The following is an 18,153-nucleotide window of genomic DNA, read 5'->3' as shown; positions in this document are numbered from 1 at the left end:
ATTTAATTGATTCTCGTTAAGCCACGGTCTTCTAGAATATCTTGTCCGGCATTCCCAAGACCAAAGGCAATAAATTGCTTCGTTACCGCCGTACTCGGTGTTTTAGTTACGAGAAAGATTTCTCTACGCAAGGGGTATGTACCAAGCAACAATGACTTATTACTTACCTCAACCCCACCAATGGCAAGTCCGCGTATCCGATTTTCTAAATATTTTGCAGTGACATAAGCAAACGCATTACGATCACCAGCAACTGCGTCAACTACTTGTTTAGCGCTCTCTAAATTTTTGGTCTTACTAGAAAAGGCGGCACCCTTCATCACAAAGTATTGGATTAAGCCTCGCGTGGTAGAGCTTTCGTTTCTACCGTATACCTGGATTTCCCCAGTAAGCCCACCTAGCTCAGACCAATTCTTAATTTGACCACGCAAGATGCCGTTGACTTGTTCAATACTTAATCCTTGCACAGGATTATTGGGGTTCACAATCAATGCCACCCCCTCGAAACCCAAGAGATTAACCACCAAGTCTGGGTTGTACTCGTCAAACGAGAGTCCTCTCGACATCATGGCAATGTCAATACCGCCATTCACTAGACTGACTAAGCCCGTTAAAGAATCGCCACCTTCTAGCGCTATATCCACATTGGGGTCTTGCTTCAAGAAAGGCTCGACTAGGAAGGATACGAATCGACTGACTGCTGAAGATCCAGCAATCATGAGACTTTTATGTGCCTTTGAAAAGATTAAGGGATAGGAATATAAGCCACCCACACCAGCAACTGCAATCAGGGACCCCAGTCCAACACGCTTCAGAAGCTCTCTACGTTCCATTGAATTAAAGTCTTATCCAGTAACAATAGGCACTAGGCCATTTTTTTTAATTAAGGCCTGCCCCTTGCTAGGATTCAAGCAGTAATCAATAAATTGCTTAACTTGATCCGAGGTTTGCTCAGGGGCAATCAACAACAGATTATTACGAATCGGATACTGATTAGCACGCAGGTTCTCGTAGGTTGGCAGAAAGTCATTTACAGATAGCACTTTGAGATTCGCCTTACCTAAGAATGTTGTACTGACATAGCTAATACCTAAGGGGTCTTTCAGTAAATCGGCAAATAACTCTTTATGGTCGTTCACAATTTGCGCACCCAGGGTAATGTGCTCTTTGCCCACTACTAATCTTTTCCAAGGCTCATAGGTGCCGCGTTGAGGATGGTGGCTGTATACATTAATCTTGCCTGATAACTTGCTGACTTCGTTCCAGTTACCAACTCTGCCTGTGAAGATATCCCTGAGCTGAACCAAGCTCAAATTGGTAATGGAATTAGATGCATTCACAATCACGGCAATGCCGTCATAAGCAATATTGATCGAGCGTACTGCACGTTTATGAGCGGTTGCCCAGATTTCCATATCTTCAGGCATGGCGCCCGAGGCCATACCAATATCTGCTGTGCCATCTAGGACAGACTTATAACCAGCGCTAGTTCCACCACCCAACAAAGGCAAGCCAATACTCGGATATTCATCCATGTATTGGGAACCAATCGCTTGTATTGAGCTGAGCAAGGTCGTTGAACCACGCAATTGAATGTATTGCTTAATGGAATTCGCTTCGCTTGCCTTCATAATGACTAAGCTCCTAGCAGAGGCAAAATACGTGCAATCGGCTCAGAAGTTACCTGGCTTTCGCCCAAGAAAATTCCCTCTAGTGCAATTAATAATGTCAGCAATAGCGAGACGCCAATACTCACTCCAGCAACATGGGCGACCATTTTTTGCAAGGGATTCTGAAACCAGCCAAACACGATGAGCATCGTGATCGAAACAATTAAAGCTTGAGATAAATAATGAGGTAACTCTAAATGACTAGCGGATAAACGTGCTTCTCGCACATCTGACAGTTGCGTTAAGGAGCTTAAGATTTCTGAGCGGGCCAGTTGCTGCACCGAAGTTTTAGGATCTAATAACCGTATGCCCTGAGTCAGGTCAATTAGTTTATTAGAAGAGTCTTCACTTCTCTCGCGCTGAGACATTTTAGGCCACTCATCCACAACCAAAGAATTCGCATAATCCTTTAGATCATTGCGGAGCTCTGCAGCATCTCTGCCACCATAACTCACGAGTGCACGATTGAGCTTCACAATCACAGCGGATTCTCTAGAGACTAAATCTTCCACGTTGCGGTGATCGCCTTGAACTCGTACCAACGAGAAAGCAATTAACAGCAAAGTAATCGAGGTGAAGAGCTTAAAGCCCTCCTCTGCACCCTTTGCAAAATGCTCACTGGGATTGAGTTGATATTTCCAACGGATGTACCAAGGAATGCCCGTTGAGAACAATAAGCCAACCAAGATAAGGAGTAAGCCATCAACAATATTGGAGGCGGAATGCAGAAATTGAATCATGCTCTCTTAAGAACCATTAATGTGGAATTTGTCCTATTAGAGCAGTATCTTAGAGTCCGATCAATATATTCATGGTTGCTGTCAGATTCGTGGATTCTAGACTTTCTTTGTAGGCATTAGAAAGATGAGATTGACCCACATGATTGATCCCTGCATTTGTTGTAGATGGCACGCTGTCATAGGACGCGGATAAGCCATCCGAGGCCGAGGTAGGCAGGCCAACTACAGCTAAAGCAGGCCCCTTAGATCCCATCCCGCCATAAATGGGATCATTGGCGGCATTCACTGGGAATGTTGGGTTTTTACTTGCAGTCTGGACTCGGGCAGCGTATTTACCTTGATAAGAGTTTGCCTGACTAGGGGGTGGCTTGGTCGAGCTTGCCTGAGTGCTACTGGGAAGGCCGTTAGCATACTTACCAGCATAAGGAGGCTTGGCTGGAGCGGCCTGCTGATTATTAGAGCTTTGGCCATTGCTTGCGCTAGGCGGCGGAGGTGGAGGCGCATTACCACTTGATGAGCTGTTGTTGGCTTGTGAGTTTGGTGCTGGTGGGCGGCCATTAACAGGCTGTCCATTCAAAGCTTGACCATTTGCAGCAACCGCTGCTGAACCTGGGAGCGGGGCTAAACCAGAATTTGGACCGCTGGGGTTGTTGACTCCATTGGGACCATTCGTTCCAGAAGGACCACCAGCAAGCGCATTAGGATCGCCACCTGGCGCTCCTGGGGGTGGAGCAAAACCCAGATTAGGACCGAGCGGCCCAGGAGCGCCATTAGGCCCATTCGTCCCAGCGGGCGGTCCGAATGCCATATTCATCAAGCCATTTGAAGATCCGGCAGCTGGATCAGATTGAGAACCCTGGGGCCCTTGTTGCCCTTGTGGCCCTTGGGGACCCTGTGGACTCTGAGGCCCCATTGGCATTAATGAGTTCAAGCTCAAGGTCATCGGATTCGGTAGGGCCATGAGAGGTGGAGGTGGCGGAGGGGGAGCATAAGCAGTATTCAGCGTAGATGAAACTGTAGTCACTTGACTTGCCCTTCCAGCAACAAATTGAGTGGCATCAACTATCGATGCAGCATCAATACCAAAGTAATCCGCATTTGTTAATACGCCAGTTGATGAAAGGGTATTGATTTCGATGGTTCCAGGGGTTAGGTATCCATGCGCCAAAAGATCTGATCCGGAAAATAGAATGGAGCCGCTATTCGTGACCAAATTGATGTGACCACCGATACTTCCTGAAGTGCTGTTCGCACTTTGGGACTGAAATACTGAGCTAGTTAGTCCAATATTTCCAGTGTGCGCATGTAAGGTAGTACTTCCGCCTACAGTTACTCCATCAGTCATGATTGTGCCTGTATTTGAGGTGATATTGCCATAAGCATCTAGCAAGACAGAACCCCCTGATCCATTAGCGCCAATGGCCAGTAAACTCGTATTTTGAATAGTGATACTACCGTTACTGGATGTAACGGATATTGAGCCCCCCATACCATTAGAACCATTAGCCTTTAAAGAAGCATTTGTAAAGCTACTGTCGCTCGCAGACGTGATATTAATTGCGCCCCCAGTATTGACACCATTAGTTTCGATAACTCCCTGATCAATAAACGAGCCAGTACTAGTGATATAAATTGCTCCAACTGCGCCACCTGTTGCAGTACCGTCTGCAGAAACCACCCCACCAGTATTAATCGTAATTTGGTCACCGCTTAAAGTAATTGAGCCGCCAGATGAGTTAACGCTGGTCGCTGATAAGGTGCCGTTAATATAAATTGCTTGAGCCATCAGAGAGATCAGACTCAAGAGTGATGAACCCGATTGACTAGTGGTCAGAATCGAACCCGATGAGTAAATCGAACTCAGGGCTTGAACGGTAACTTGCGTTGCAGAAATAGTATAGCCAGCATTGAGATAGGCAATCGAGCTATTAATAACTACGTTTAAATTCTGGCCAGTAATGTTGGCATTGAGGTTAAAGGTTCCTGTTGATGTAAGCGTCAAGGTAGTCAAGTTTTGACCCATTTTGATAATGTCAGCGCCAACAGTGAGATTACCGGTGGTTCCTGAGCAAGCACCATAACCTTGTCCGCAGACAGTAGCGCTAGAGACATCGACAACGACATTGTTGTTTGCTAAAGCAGAGCTGATTGTTCCTGCACCTAAGGTATTGATATAAATATCAGTTGGATCTAGGAGCCAAGTTCCAGTCTTACCATTGGGTGCAGTGGTATTCATTTGCGCTGTGCTTGAAAAATCTACCGCGCCTCTTGAACTGGTTTCAATAAATCCACCATTACCAGATAAAGCGCCGCCCATGGCTTGCAAGATACCTGCAACGGAGGTCTTGACTTGCGACCAAATAGAAATGATGCCGCCATTACCCGCTTGCGTTGCAGAGGTATTCACTACCGCACCACTCTGAATGGTGACTGTCTGAGCCATCGTATTGTTTTGACTTGCTAGCGCGGCATTGTTTGCTGAGAGCGCTTGGGCTTGTGCATTACTTAAAGCGCTAGGGTTAGCAACGTTCACTTGGCTGCCGCCTGTCACAGCAGTATTACCGAGACCAATATTAACTTGGCCGCCGCCACTCACCCCAGTGGCGCTAGTCGTAGAAGCGCTTGCCAAAGTGATGTTGCTACCAACCAAATTGATTTGACCACCAGTGCTATTAGCACCCGTGCCATTGCTGGAGATGCTGCCCGCTTGATTAAGCGCAGCGGCAACGATTTCTATCACACCACCATTTTTGACAATACTCGATGCAGAAATCGTGCCAGTGTTATTAATTACACTAGCCATCAGTTGATTGGCATCCCCCGCAGCCATAATGACTAAACCACTGGGCGCCTCAATCGCATGCTTATTCTGAATCATGGCGTTATACAAGCCTTGATCGACCTTCAGTGAAATTAATGCTTGACCCTGAAAGTTCAGGGTAATTTGCTTGCCGGCGCCAATAGCGATAGTGGAATCTTTTTGGGCAATCAGGAAACCCTGGTTACGCACCTCAGGAGCTAAGAGTGCAATATAACCGCCCTCCGCAGTGGAAGTGATCGTGCCTTTATTAATAATCTTGCCAGTGCCATCGCCGATGAAGGTATTGCTACCGGCCATAAATTCTTTATCGGCCATATTGAGCGTAGATGCAACAACGCCAGGTGCATTGACTTCCGCCCCTCTACCAAATGTCACACCACTACTGTTCACTAAGATGACTTGGCCATTGGCATTGATGGCGCCATTAATCACTGAGGCCGAACCACTGGTCACCCGATTGAGAATAACTGCTTGTGCATTGGGTTGATTAAAGTTAACGGTGGCATTAGAACCCACGTTAAAAGAATTCCAATTAATCACTGCGCGTTGTGAAGTTTGGTTGACATTCATGACGGCAGATTGTGGAGTACTTGTACTAGAAATCGTGGCGCTTCCTGCGGCAACTTGTCCACCGGTTGGCAGAGTATTCGGGGCAATGTTTGACCCACCTGCCATTGCGACATCTAAGGCAAGTACGGAAATAATGAAGAGGCACGATTGCCGTGCAGCTTTCTTAAGCACGATAAATTCTGAATACAAACTTTTATAAGCTAACTAAATGTGTCTAGTGCAGTACGTCTTTTATACAAAGCGCTAGCAAATGCTGTTGTTGGAGAATGACAGCCAAATGGAATAAATAAGCAAATACTGCTCTTTTGCCAATTTTAGTCGGATTTGGGGATATCTGCTATTAAAAGATAGAAGTATTTAGAGGCAGAAAGGGTATGGCGGAGAGGGAGGGATTCGAACCCTCGGTAGGTTTGACCCTACGCCTGATTTCGAGTCAGGTACATTCGACCACTCTGCCACCTCTCCGAACCGAATGGCAATTATAGCGAGGTGTTGTTTAGAAAATTGGCTTGAGCAGCTCTAGGCCGCCTAAATAAGGCTGCAATGCCTTGGGTATCGAGATACTGCCATCGACCTGCTGACGATTTTCGATCAGGGCCACTAGCGCTCTGCCCACTGCCAAACCAGAGCCATTAAGCGTGTGAACTAGTTCCGGTTTAGCCTGTCCGTCTTTAAACCTGGCTTGCATCCGTCTAGCCTGGAAGTCACCCATATTGGAGCAGGAACTAATCTCTCGATAAGCACTTTGTGAAGGTACCCATACTTCCAGATCGTAAGTCTTCGCACTACCGAATCCCATATCACCAGTACAGAGTAAAACTTTGCGGTAAGGCAATTCCAGCAACTCCAGAATTTTCTCTGCATGACCCGTTAACTCTTCGAGCGCTTGCATCGAGTCTTGGGGCTTTGCAATTTGCACCAATTCCACTTTGTCAAACTGATGTTGCCGAATCATGCCGCGTACATCTCGGCCATAACTCCCTGCTTCAGATCTAAAGCAAGGAGTATGTGCAACATACTTCATTGGTAAGTGGTCAGCATTGACAATTTCATCTCTAACTAAATTCGTGACTGGCACCTCAGCTGTCGGAATGAGGTAGAAGTTTTCAATACGCTCTTCTTCACCACCCTCTGCTGATTGAGCGCCACCCATTTTGCGAGGCACTTTAAAGAGGTCTTCTTCAAACTTCGGCAACTGACCAGTACCACGCATCGATGCGGCGTTCACCATGTAGGGCACATAGATTTCTTGGTAGCCATGCTGAGTCGTGTGGGTATCCAGCATGAACTGCGCTAAGGCACGATGCAGTCTAGCGATCGGTCCTTTTAGTACTACGAAGCGAGAGCCGCTGATTTTGGCTGCGACTTCAAAGTCCAAACCTAAAGGTGCACCTAAATCCACATGGTCTTTAATCTCAAAATCAAAAATGGGTTCTTGTCCCCAGCGTTTAACTTCTTGGTTCTCGGTTTCATCTTTACCGGCTGGAACACTCTCATCTGGCAGATTGGGAATGCCCATCAGGAAGTCAGCAATTTCTACTTGTAGGATGGCTAAGCGGCTAGCGCCTGCCTCCATATCGGTATTGACTTGACTTGCTTCCGCCAACTCCGCACTGGCATCTTCCCCCTTGCCTTTTTTCATACCAATGGCTTTTGCCAATTGATTGCGTTTGGCTTGTAATTCTTCGGTGCGGGTTTGTAACGATTTACGCTCTGTTTCTAGGGTGTTGAATTTCTCAACATCGAGCTTAAATTTACGCGCCAGTAAGCGCGCCTCTACTGAAGCAATATCTTTACGAAGTAATTGGGGATCAATCATTTTTTACAATCTTTAAATACTGAATTTATCTTAATTGGTCTTGATAGCCTTATCAGGCTCTAGTTTAAGCGTAAGACCTCAGCGCCTTGGGGTGGCTTAAACACAAAGCGACTGGGGGCAAGATTGATGTTGAGCTGAATCTGGCTTAGAGTCACCAAAACCACGCTACCCAAGCCATCGGTCAGCTCTAAGGCTTTTGGAAGGCCATCAACCATTCCGATGGAGATCTTGGTGTACGGTAAATCACCTTTAGCATTTGGATCCTTCTTGGCTTGCAGGTCGACCCATTTCATGCCGAGGCGTTCTTGCCCTTCGATTAAATCAAAGTGTTGATCGAGGGAAGTTTCGCCAAACAGAATAGCTGCTGGAGTCGTTGCTAGTGCCTGACCGCTTGGTCTAAAAGTGACTTGGTTTAAATCTTTATCCCACAAAATGAGTTGCTTGCCATCAGCAATGAGTTTTTGCTCATACGGTTTTTGTGTATCCCAAATAAAACGCCCGGGTCGCTGAAATACAAAATGGCCTTGGGTTTGGCGCACTACTTTTAACCCTTTATCTTTGGGTTCATCACCACGAGGAGTGCGGAGCTGCTGTTGTACAAAATCCCCTTCTGCGGTTTTAGAGTTGCGCACAAATTGCCGCAATTGATCAGCAGCAGAGCTGTCAGCATAGACATTGGCGGAAGATAAAACGGTAGCAAGAAGTAATGCAGTGAGTAATTTAAACAAGGGATCTCTTTACTCGGGAGCGCGCATGAGGATTTCGCGGTTACCGCTACCGCTCATCTTTGATACCAAGCCGGCTTTTTCCATATCCTCAAGTAAGCGGGCGGCGCGGTTGTACCCAATGCGTAAATGGCGTTGTACTAATGAAATCGAAGCACGTTTGTTTTCTAGAACGATGGCAACGGCTTGGTCGTACAGAGGATCGGCTTCTCCACCACCCCCACCACCAAGCACATCCATATTGGATTCATCAGCGCCTTCGAGAACGCCCTCAATATAGTTAGGCTCACCCTTCTCTTTGAGCCATTCCACTACCCGATGCACCTCATCATCTGATACAAAAGCGCCGTGGACCCGAATCGGCAAACCGGTGCCTGGAGCCATATAAAGCATATCGCCCATACCCAAGAGGGCTTCAGCACCCTGCTGATCCAAAATAGTACGACTATCAATCTTGCTACTCACCTGATAGGAAATTCGCGTTGGTACGTTGGCTTTAATTAAGCCCGTAATCACATCGACGCTAGGACGTTGTGTCGCCAATACCAAGTGAATGCCTGCCGCACGCGCCTTTTGAGCAATACGGGCAATCAGTTCTTCAATCTTCTTACCAGAGACCATCATCAGGTCCGCCAACTCGTCGATCACAATCACAATCACGGGTGCTTTGTAAATTGGCTCTGGATCCTCTGGGGTCAAGCTAAATGGATTGGTGAGCTTTTCACCTTTCTCCTCTGCTTCAGCAATCTTTTTGTTAAAGCCAGCAAGATTACGCACACCAAACTTACTCATCAGTTTGTAACGACGATCCATCTCAACCACTGCCCAATTGAGCGCGTTGTAAGCATGCTTCATATCAGTGACTACTGGGCACAGCAGATGCGGAATCTTGTCGTACATCGCCATCTCCAGCATCTTGGGATCAATCATGATCAAGCGCACTTCGTCAGGCTTTGCCTTAAAGAGCAGTGACAGAATCATGGCGTTGATACCCACTGACTTACCAGCACCCGTGGTACCAGCAACCAAACAGTGCGGCATCTTGGCTAGGTCAGCCACCATCGGACTGCCCGAGATGTCTTTACCGAGAGCCAACGTGAGTAAAGAGTGGTTGTCGTTATAAATCTGCGAGGTCAGAATCTCGGACAGATAAACCGATTGACGCGTTGGATTTGGTAATTCCAGAGCCATACAGGTTTTACCTGGAATAGTTTCTACAACCCGCATACTCACTACGCCGAGTGAACGGGCTAAGTCACGGGAGAGGTTGACGATCTGGCTACCCTTCACACCTACCGCAGGATCAATCTCGTAACGAGTCACAACGGGGCCTGGGTAAGCAGCAATGACTTTCACCTCGACATTGAATTCTGCCAGCTTGCGTTCGATCAAACGGGAAGTAAATTCCAGTACATCGGCAGAGATGGTTTCTTTTGACTCAGGTACAGGATCAAGTAATGCCAAGGGTGGCAACTCTGAATCTGGGATATCCACAAAGAGTGGTTGCTGTTTCTCACGCTCAACCCGAGAGCTTTTTGGAATCTCAACCGGTGCTCGCACAATCTGGACTGGTGCAGCTTCGACCACACGACCACGAAACTCTTCTACGAATTCTTCGCGTTCTTCGGCCGCAGCCTCACCCAATTTACGATCTTCCTGGGTTTGGCGACGCTCCCGAATCCGGTGGTAACTGAGCTCGGCAAAGCGACCGACTTTTTCTGCGACATCCAGCCAGGAGAAATGCAAGAACAAAGAGAGTCCTGCAAAGAGTCCAAACAACAAAATTAGGGTTGCGCCAGTAAAGCCCAGTGCCATTTGTAAGGGATCACCAATCAGCTCACCTAAGATCCCGCCAGGGGGTCTTGGCAACTGCCAGGACAATGAATGCAAACGAATGGACTCTAGACCCATACTGCTCACCAAGGTGATGCCAAAGCCCAACCAGCGCATCAGAATCGAATCCGGTTTAGCGTTTGGATCTGGCAGCAGAGGAATACTCCAGAGCTCTTTCCAGCCGTTTAGGACGCGCCGACCAAATAGGACCACCCACCAAAAGGCGGAGATACCAAAGATATAGAGCATTAAATCGGCAACATAGGCACCAAAGCGGCCTCCCAGATTGCGGGGGGTTTCAAAACTGGCGTGCGACCAAGCGGGGTCTGCCTTGGAATAGGTGATCAAAATGGCCAATAAACCCAGGCACAAGCCCAGGGAAATGAACCAGCGGACCTCCATCAGGAGGCGGGGCATCCGGCCTGGCCCGACATTATCTGGGGGTAGGGATTTCTGAGGCTTTGGATATGCGGTTCTTGCCATGTTCTACCGATTGTAAACAAGCAAACCTATAATTTGAATATGACTACTAATAATCCAAAACACTCTAAAGTTCTCATTCTCGGATCAGGCCCTGCAGGCTATACCGCAGCGGTTTATGCTGCCCGAGCCAATTTAAAGCCCACCCTCATTACTGGTCTAGCCCAGGGGGGTCAATTGATGACCACGACCGATGTCGAGAACTGGCCAGCCGATCCCAATGGGGTCCAGGGGCCAGAGCTCATGGACCGCTTTTTGAAGCATGCTGAGCACTTCAATACCGAGATCATTTTTGACCATATTCATACAGCAGTCCTGTCTGAGAAGCCCATCCGCCTGGTTGGCGACTCTGGCACTTACACCTGTGATGCCCTGATTATTTGCACCGGCGCCTCAGCCCAATATCTCGGCTTGCCCAGCGAAGAAGAATTTATGGGCAAAGGGGTATCGGGTTGCGCAACTTGTGATGGCTTTTTCTATCGCAATCAAGATGTGTGCGTCGTTGGTGGTGGCAACACTGCAGTCGAAGAGGCGCTCTATCTCACCGGCATTGCCAAGAAGGTCACCGTGATCCATCGTCGCGATAAATTCCGCGCTGAGCCGATTTTGAATGATCGCTTGATGGCGAAAGTTGCTGAAGGGAAAGTCGAACTTAAACTCAACTCCACTCTCGAGCAAGTGCTCGGCGATGACAAAGGTGTCACAGGCGTCAGAATCAAAAAAGCCGATGGCAGCACTGAAGACGTACCAGTCATGGGCGCATTCATTGCCATTGGACATAAACCCAATACCGAGCTCTTTGTTGGTCAGCTGGATATGAATAATGGTTACATCAAGACTCAATCAGGCTTGACTGGTAATGCCACTGCAACCAATATTCCTGGCGTATTTGCTGCAGGTGACGTACAAGACCATATTTATCGTCAAGCTATCACCAGCGCAGGAACAGGCTGTATGGCTGCATTGGATGCACAGCGCTATTTGGAGACGCTTGAATAATCACTCAGCTTCTATAAAGAGAAACGCCTAGCAATGCTAGGCGTTTTCTTTTGCTACTCACACGGTGGTGAGCAAGGCAAATTAGATTAACGCACCATTGGCAACAAAGGCACGATGAGCAGTGCCACGATGTTGATGATCTTGATTAATGGATTGACCGCAGGACCAGCAGTGTCTTTGTAAGGATCACCAACTGTGTCGCCAGTCACTGCAGCTTTGTGAGCCTCGGAACCTTTGCCACCAAAGTGACCCTCTTCGATATATTTCTTAGCGTTATCCCAAGCACCACCCCCAGTACACATTGAGATGGCGACGAATAGGCCAGTCACAATCGTACCCATCAAGAGCCCGCCTAATGCAGCAGGTCCGAGAATCAAACCAACCAAAATCGGTGCAACTACTGGGAGTAGTGATGGCACGATCATTTCTTTAATTGCGGCGGAGGTCAGCATGTCAACCGCTTTGCCGTACTCAGGCTTGGATGTGCCCTCCATGATTCCAGGAATATCTCGGAACTGACGACGCACCTCCTCAACCACCGCACCAGCACAACGCCCTACTGCTTCCATCGCCATGGCGCCGAACAAGTACGGAATCATGCCGCCAATGAAGAGGCCAATAATCACCATGTGATTGGAGAGATCAAATGAGACCTGTTGACCGATGGCTTCTAAGGCATGGGTGTAATCGGCAAAAAGTACTAAGGCAGCTAAGCCAGCAGATCCAATCGCATAGCCTTTGGTCACGGCTTTTGTGGTATTACCAACCGCATCCAATGGATCGGTGATGTCACGTACCGATTGTGGCAAGCCTGCCATCTCCGCAATACCACCGGCGTTATCGGTAATCGGGCCATAAGCATCAAGCGCAACGACGATACCTGCCATTGACAACATCGCTGTCGCTGCTACAGCAATGCCGTAAATACCTGCCAGGTAGTAGGCAGCAAAAATTGCGGCACAGACAAAGAGCACTGGGTAGGCCGTGGATTTCATGGAAATACCGAGACCAGCAATGATGTTAGTGCCATGACCTTTAGTAGAGGCTTCGGCAATATGCTGAACGGGCTTGTATTGGGTGCCGGTGTAGTACTCAGTAATCCAGACCAAGGCTGCAGTTAAGACTAAGCCGACTGCTGTGCTGCCAAACAAACGCCACTGGCTACCAGGAATGCCCAAAGAGTCATCCGGCATGATGTAGTTGGTTGCAAAGTAGAAAGCAATCAAAGAAAGACCACCAGCAATAATCAAACCTTTGTACAAAGCAGGCATGACATTCTTCATACCAGGCGATGCTTTCACAAAAGAGCAGCCGATGATTGAGGCCAAAATGGAGATTCCACCTAAGACCAGCGGATAAATAATCGCTGCAATTGGCGCACCAGTCACCATCAAGGCGCCTAGTACCATGGTTGCAATGAGTGTCACTGCATAGGTCTCAAATAAGTCAGCCGCCATGCCAGCGCAGTCACCAACGTTATCGCCTACGTTATCAGCGATCACCGCTGGATTGCGTGGATCATCTTCCGGAATACCCGCTTCAACCTTACCAACCAAGTCAGCACCTACGTCTGCACCTTTAGTAAAGATACCGCCACCCAGACGGGCGAAGATAGAAATTAAAGAAGAACCAAAAGCTAGGCCAATGAGGGGATGTAATACGGCGTTCAGATCTCTACCTGCTCCGATGGAAACGAGGAACATAAAGAAGAGGCCGACACCAAGTAAACCGAGCCCCACTACCAACATACCGGTAATAGCACCGCCCTTGAAGGCAACATTGAGCGCTTCATTCATACCGATAGTAGCTGCTTGTGCAGTACGAACATTGGCCTTGACTGAAACATTCATACCAATAAATCCGCAGGCTCCTGAGAGTACTGCGCCAACAACAAAACCGATGGCAGTCGCAATATCAAGGAAAAAGACAATCAGCGCCGTGAGAATAATGCCGACGATTGCAATGGTTTTATATTGACGCGCCAGATAGGCTGCTGCACCAAGTTGAATGGCTTCAGCAATCTCCACCATCTTGGCATTACCAGTGCTTTGGCGCAAAATCCAGCCGCGCATCACAAAACCGTAAATCACGGCTATCACACCGCACGCTAAGGCAAAATACAAGCCTAAAGTGACATTACTCATGCTTGAACTCCCTAAAGTTGATCTGTTTTGTTACTTGCGCCTATCGGAACCTGATTTTTAAGGCTTTTGATCAGAGTCAATAAGCTGCATCAGTATCTAACAGAATTATGACTTTGCTAGTTTGATAAGATCAGGGTATTTACTAATCTTTAATTGGAGTATTTATGAGTTTAGACAAGGTCAAACCTGGCAAGAAAATCCCTGAGAGCTTCAACGTCATTATTGAAATTCCGATGAATGCCGATCCAATTAAATATGAGGTCGATAAAGAGAGTGGCGCGATTTTCGTAGACCGTTTCATGGGTACTGCAATGCACTATCCCTGCAACTATGGTTACATCAATAAAACCATTGCAGGTGACGGAGATCCGGTTGACGTTCTCGTCATTACTCCCTTCCCACTGATTCCCGGTGTAGTCGTGAGCTGCCGTGCCATTGGTCTTCTGAAAATGGAAGATGAAGCTGGTCAAGATGCCAAATTGTTAGCTGTTCCAGAAGATAAGATTTTGCCAATCTATACCCATTGGCAAAAACCTGAGGATATCAATCCACTTCGCTTAAACCAAATCCAACACTTCTTTGAGCACTACAAAGATCTAGAAAAAGGGAAATGGGTCAAGGTACAAGGCTGGGGCGGCGTTGCTGATGCTCATCAAGAAATTCTTGAAGGTATTGAGCGCTATAACAAGGAAAACAAGTCAGCCTAAGGCTAACTTGCCATTGGAGTGAGCTCAGGACAAATCGCCCTCGCCCAAATCAACCCTCTCTTGGGTGATTTGAAGGGGAACACTGAGCTCATTCTTCAAGCTGCTGAAGACGCCTTTGCACAAGGCGCAAAAGTATTGCTAACTCCAGAGCTCTCGCTTACTGGTTACCCCCCTGAAGATTTATTGCTACGCCCTGCGTTCATTGAGGCATGTGATCAGGCTCTGCAAGAGCTAACAAAATCGTTGGCGCAATTTGCTGATCTCACCGTCGTTGTGGGACATCCACAAAAAACTACACAGGGCTTACAAAACTCGGCATCGGTTCTGCGTAATGGCAAAGTCATGGCAACTTATGCCAAACAAGAATTACCCAATCATGAAGTCTTTGATGAAGTGCGTTATTTCACGCCAGGTAATCAGCCTTGTGTATTTGAAGTAGACGGCGTTCGCTTTGGACTGATTCTGTGTGAAGACGCATGGCATGCTGGGCCAGCACAACAGGCTCATGCTGCAGGAGCGCAAATCCTATTGGTGGCTAACGCCTCTCCTTATCACCTCGATAAAGAGACTTTGCGGATTAAGGTATTGCGTCAGCATATTGCGCTGACCCACATGCCCCTCATTTATTTGAACTCAGTAGGTGGCCAGGATGAACTGGTCTTTGACGGTGGCTCATTTGCACTCAACTCTCAGGGTGAGCTCGTGATGTCCATGCCCCAGTTTGAAACGGGTTTAGGTTTCGTCAAAATGAATGCAGCTCATGATTTAGAGCTGGGTCAGACCACTTCTTCACTGAGTATCGAAGCGCAAGCCTATCAAGCCCTAGTATTGGGTGTACGGGATTATGTTCTCAAAAATCATTTTCCCGGCGTCATCATTGGTTTGTCAGGGGGTGTGGACTCAGCCCTCGTCCTTGCCATTGCGGTAGACGCCTTGGGTGCGGATCAAGTCCGTGCCGTGATGATGCCCTCGCGCTATACCGCAGAGATCTCCTGGATCGACGCTCGTGAGCTTGCTCAGAACTTGGGCGTGCGATACGATGAAATTCCGATTAGCGAATCCGTTGATGCCCTCGAGCATGCACTCGCACAGCAATTTAAAGGGATGAAAGCCGATGCTACTGAAGAAAATATTCAGGCACGAGTCCGCGGCACTCTCTTGATGGCGCTTTCTAATAAAACGGGCAGTCTTGTTCTCACTACCGGCAACAAGAGTGAAATGGCTGTGGGCTACTGTACTTTGTACGGTGATATGGCTGGTGGCTTTGCCGTGATCAAAGACATTGCCAAGACTCTGGTCTATCGTCTATGCGCTTATCGCAATCATATTCAGGCAGTCATTCCAGAACGCATTTTGACTCGTGCCCCCTCTGCAGAACTACGCCCTAATCAAACTGATCAAGATAGCCTGCCATCTTATGAAGTATTGGATGGGATCTTAGAGCGTTACATGGAACAAAACCAATCCATTGCCCAAATCATCGCCGCAGGCTTTGATCCTGAAAGTGTCGAAAAAGTAACTCGCCTCATCAAGCTCAATGAGTACAAGCGTCGCCAAGCACCCCCAGGGGTTCGAGTGACCACCCGTGCTTTCGGGCGAGACTGGCGCTACCCTATTACTTCGCAATTTAGGGCCTAAATAGCACTGACTTATTACTGTCAAACACGATAGGCAATCTCAGCTCTTATGAGTATGATGAAATCACACTGGAGGATCTATGAAACTCATTACTGCCATTATTAAGCCCTTCAAACTCGAAGAAGTTCGTGAAGCACTTGCTGAAGTCGGCGTCAGCGGCATCACCACTACTGAAGTCAAAGGGTTTGGTCGTCAAAAAGGTCACACCGAACTCTATCGGGGTGCAGAGTACCAGGTGGATTTTTTACCCAAGATCAAAATTGAAGTTGTGGTTGCCAGCGATAAATTAGAGGCCACCCTCGAGGCAATTACTAAAGCCGCCCACACAGGCAAGATTGGTGATGGCAAGATTTTTGTGATTTCAATTGATCACACCATCCGCATTCGGACTGGCGAGACTGGTGAAGCAGCAGTATAAAAACTGCTTCATTACTCAACGCAGCTCTGAATCAGCCTCACCCTTGATTGTATTGAGTGGTGCAGGCTCTAGCATGATGGTATTAGCAATCGGATTGCTGGGGCGAACTTTCACCCCCTGAAAGTACAGATCGACTTGAGTTAATCCCGCAGTCAAAACCTTTAGAGGTGCTTTGCCATAAACACTAGCCCCAATTCCGGACTCCAATTGCTTGGACTGGCTTTTACCAGTAGCATCCAGAACGCAGACCACCTGCGGAGTCTTGGCAACGAGATACACCATGTCAGCAGACTTCTTGGGTGCGTCAGCCCTAAAGCTAGCAACACTAGCATCCGCAACTGGACATTCCACAGCAGGACTTGAGGCAACTGTAGCAATCGGCGCAGCCGCAACTATTGGCGATGGGTTCGTTTGAAGGCTAGCTTCGGCTGGAGTCTCAGGAGGTGTAGATGCGGTGGCAGATTCTGCTTTTAGTTCTTCGACAGGAGTAACCGCTGTCTCAGTAACAGCACTAAAAAAGCTTGGCTGCAGACTTACAAGCGCAAATCCAGTAACAGCAAGTAATCCCAAGATTGGTAGCCATTTTTTCTTTTTGACTGAAGGTGAATGGAAAGTCTTTGCTGGCTTTAACTTCTTAGTCGCCTCTACCGCAACTACAGGGGCGAAGGTTGCCTTAACCCCATCACTGATGGGTTCACTAGGCTTTTCTACTGCTGGCATCTGTGAAACCAAATCACCAAAGTCAAACGCTTGTTCGGGGCTCAACTTTAAGAGCTTTGCTACTTTCTTGGCGGCAGTAAATTTGATATTGGCGCTATAAAAAGAGTTTTGTCCCCCATCTTCAATTTGCTCAATCTGGCGTACGGATAAGCAAGTTTTTTGGGATAACTCCTTGATACTCAAACCAAGCTGCTCCCTTGCAGCAATAAAAGCTTCCTTGTGAATCAACGGTGGCGAAGCTAGGTTTTTCATTTAGTTAAAGCCTAGCCGTATATTTATCACGCCGCAGAAGAGAGCTGTGGTGTCGTGCAGGACGAGTTGCTTCTCTTGTGTCGATGGTTTCAACAGTGTCTTGTGGTGCAGGCTTAACAGCTGACTGTTCCATTTGAGAATCTTGAACACCTGCAATATCGGCGCTTTTAAAAATCAATGCCTCATTCAACTTTAAGAGATTGGCTATTTTTTTAGCAGCAGTATTTTTAATCTTCAAACTGTAGAAAGAACTTTGTCCACCATTTTCAATTTGCTCAACTTGCCGCACAGATAGACATGCCTTGGCTGCCAACTCCTGAATACTTAAGCCAAGCGCTTCCCGCGCCTTAATGAAGGCGGCCTGATCAAGCTCTAAAAATTCTGTGGATATATTCATCAAATCAGATCAATCTAGGACTTTGCTACTCATGGACATTCGAGATTCCTCAACCCGAATTGCAATTAAAAGATAACTATCTGAAATATAAGCGATAAGTGTTTCATTTCAAAGTAGCCCAAGAGGGGATGCGACCTACCATTTATATTGCAGTGCAACATAATAGACTCGACAGACATCACGGCACAATAGAGCCTTTAGAGATTCAGCAAATATTACT

14 protein-coding genes and 1 tRNA gene are annotated in these 18,153 nt (G+C 47.5%); 4 read left to right on the top strand and 11 right to left on the bottom strand.

Annotated features, from left to right (window positions below):
• Positions 1 to 2: 2 nt before the first annotated feature.
• The 8 genes from AOC06_RS02680 to AOC06_RS02645 all read right to left on the bottom strand — a co-directional run bounded on the left by AOC06_RS02680 (position 3) and on the right by AOC06_RS02645 (position 10,661).
• Positions 3 to 833 (bottom strand): phosphate ABC transporter substrate-binding protein, encoded by an 831-nt coding sequence (locus AOC06_RS02680; protein ID WP_215285772.1) that lies wholly within the window; start codon positions 831 to 833, stop codon positions 3 to 5.
• Positions 834 to 845: 12 nt separating this feature from the next.
• On the bottom strand, positions 846 to 1,631 hold the full coding sequence (locus AOC06_RS02675) for a phosphate ABC transporter substrate-binding protein (RefSeq protein WP_215381024.1): 786 nt from the start codon (positions 1,629 to 1,631) through the stop codon (positions 846 to 848).
• Between the two features lie 5 nt (positions 1,632 to 1,636).
• Positions 1,637 to 2,410 (bottom strand): bestrophin-like domain, encoded by a 774-nt coding sequence (locus tag AOC06_RS02670; RefSeq protein ID WP_215272233.1) that lies wholly within the window; start codon positions 2,408 to 2,410, stop codon positions 1,637 to 1,639.
• A gap of 49 nt (positions 2,411 to 2,459) precedes the next feature.
• Positions 2,460 to 5,972, bottom strand: coding sequence for a beta strand repeat-containing protein (locus tag AOC06_RS02665; RefSeq protein WP_215381023.1), 3,513 nt, complete (start codon positions 5,970 to 5,972; stop codon positions 2,460 to 2,462).
• 204 nt (positions 5,973 to 6,176) lie between these two features.
• Positions 6,177 to 6,266, bottom strand: a tRNA-Ser gene (locus AOC06_RS02660).
• Between the two features lie 31 nt (positions 6,267 to 6,297).
• Complete coding sequence (gene serS, locus AOC06_RS02655; RefSeq protein WP_215381021.1) at positions 6,298 to 7,620, bottom strand: serine--tRNA ligase; 1,323 nt, start codon at positions 7,618 to 7,620, stop codon at positions 6,298 to 6,300.
• A gap of 59 nt (positions 7,621 to 7,679) precedes the next feature.
• Positions 7,680 to 8,348 carry an outer membrane lipoprotein periplasmic chaperone LolA gene (lolA, locus tag AOC06_RS02650; protein WP_215381019.1) on the bottom strand — a complete coding sequence of 223 codons (669 nt, stop codon included), beginning with the start codon at positions 8,346 to 8,348 and terminating at the stop codon, positions 7,680 to 7,682.
• Positions 8,349 to 8,357: 9 nt separating this feature from the next.
• A complete protein-coding gene (locus AOC06_RS02645) occupies positions 8,358 to 10,661 on the bottom strand; it encodes a DNA translocase FtsK (RefSeq protein ID WP_215381017.1) in 2,304 nt (767 codons plus the stop codon).
• Positions 10,662 to 10,700: 39 nt separating this feature from the next.
• On the opposite strand from AOC06_RS02645, the gene trxB reads away from it, so the two are divergent.
• On the top strand, positions 10,701 to 11,657 hold the full coding sequence (gene trxB, locus AOC06_RS02640) for a thioredoxin-disulfide reductase (protein ID WP_215381015.1): 957 nt from the start codon (positions 10,701 to 10,703) through the stop codon (positions 11,655 to 11,657).
• Between the two features lie 86 nt (positions 11,658 to 11,743).
• Here the strand turns inward: trxB and AOC06_RS02635 are convergent, their stop codons facing one another.
• Positions 11,744 to 13,801, bottom strand: a complete 2,058-nt coding sequence (locus tag AOC06_RS02635) for a sodium-translocating pyrophosphatase (RefSeq protein ID WP_215381013.1) — start codon at positions 13,799 to 13,801, stop codon at positions 11,744 to 11,746.
• 164 nt (positions 13,802 to 13,965) lie between these two features.
• On the opposite strand from AOC06_RS02635, the gene ppa reads away from it, so the two are divergent.
• The 3 genes from ppa (at position 13,966) to AOC06_RS02620 (ending at position 16,564) form a co-directional block, all read left to right on the top strand.
• Entirely contained in the window at positions 13,966 to 14,508 is a 543-nt protein-coding gene (gene ppa / locus AOC06_RS02630) for an inorganic diphosphatase (RefSeq protein WP_215352634.1), read from the top strand.
• Positions 14,509 to 14,526: 18 nt separating this feature from the next.
• Positions 14,527 to 16,146, top strand: a complete 1,620-nt coding sequence (locus AOC06_RS02625; RefSeq protein ID WP_215381011.1) for an NAD+ synthase — start codon at positions 14,527 to 14,529, stop codon at positions 16,144 to 16,146.
• A gap of 79 nt (positions 16,147 to 16,225) precedes the next feature.
• Entirely contained in the window at positions 16,226 to 16,564 is a 339-nt protein-coding gene (locus AOC06_RS02620) for a P-II family nitrogen regulator (protein WP_215326028.1), read from the top strand.
• 15 nt (positions 16,565 to 16,579) lie between these two features.
• Here AOC06_RS02620 and AOC06_RS02615 read toward each other — a convergent pair whose 3' ends face one another.
• A complete protein-coding gene (locus AOC06_RS02615; protein ID WP_215381008.1) occupies positions 16,580 to 17,536 on the bottom strand; it encodes a helix-turn-helix domain-containing protein in 957 nt (318 codons plus the stop codon).
• Between the two features lie 4 nt (positions 17,537 to 17,540).
• Positions 17,541 to 17,933 (bottom strand): helix-turn-helix domain-containing protein, encoded by a 393-nt coding sequence (locus tag AOC06_RS02610; RefSeq protein ID WP_255880074.1) that lies wholly within the window; start codon positions 17,931 to 17,933, stop codon positions 17,541 to 17,543.
• Positions 17,934 to 18,153 lie beyond the last annotated feature (220 nt).

This window comes from Polynucleobacter paludilacus, from assembly GCF_018687595.1.
Taxonomy (GTDB): domain Bacteria; phylum Pseudomonadota; class Gammaproteobacteria; order Burkholderiales; family Burkholderiaceae; genus Polynucleobacter; species Polynucleobacter paludilacus.
This window is presented reverse-complemented; position numbering and strand designations above follow the sequence as displayed.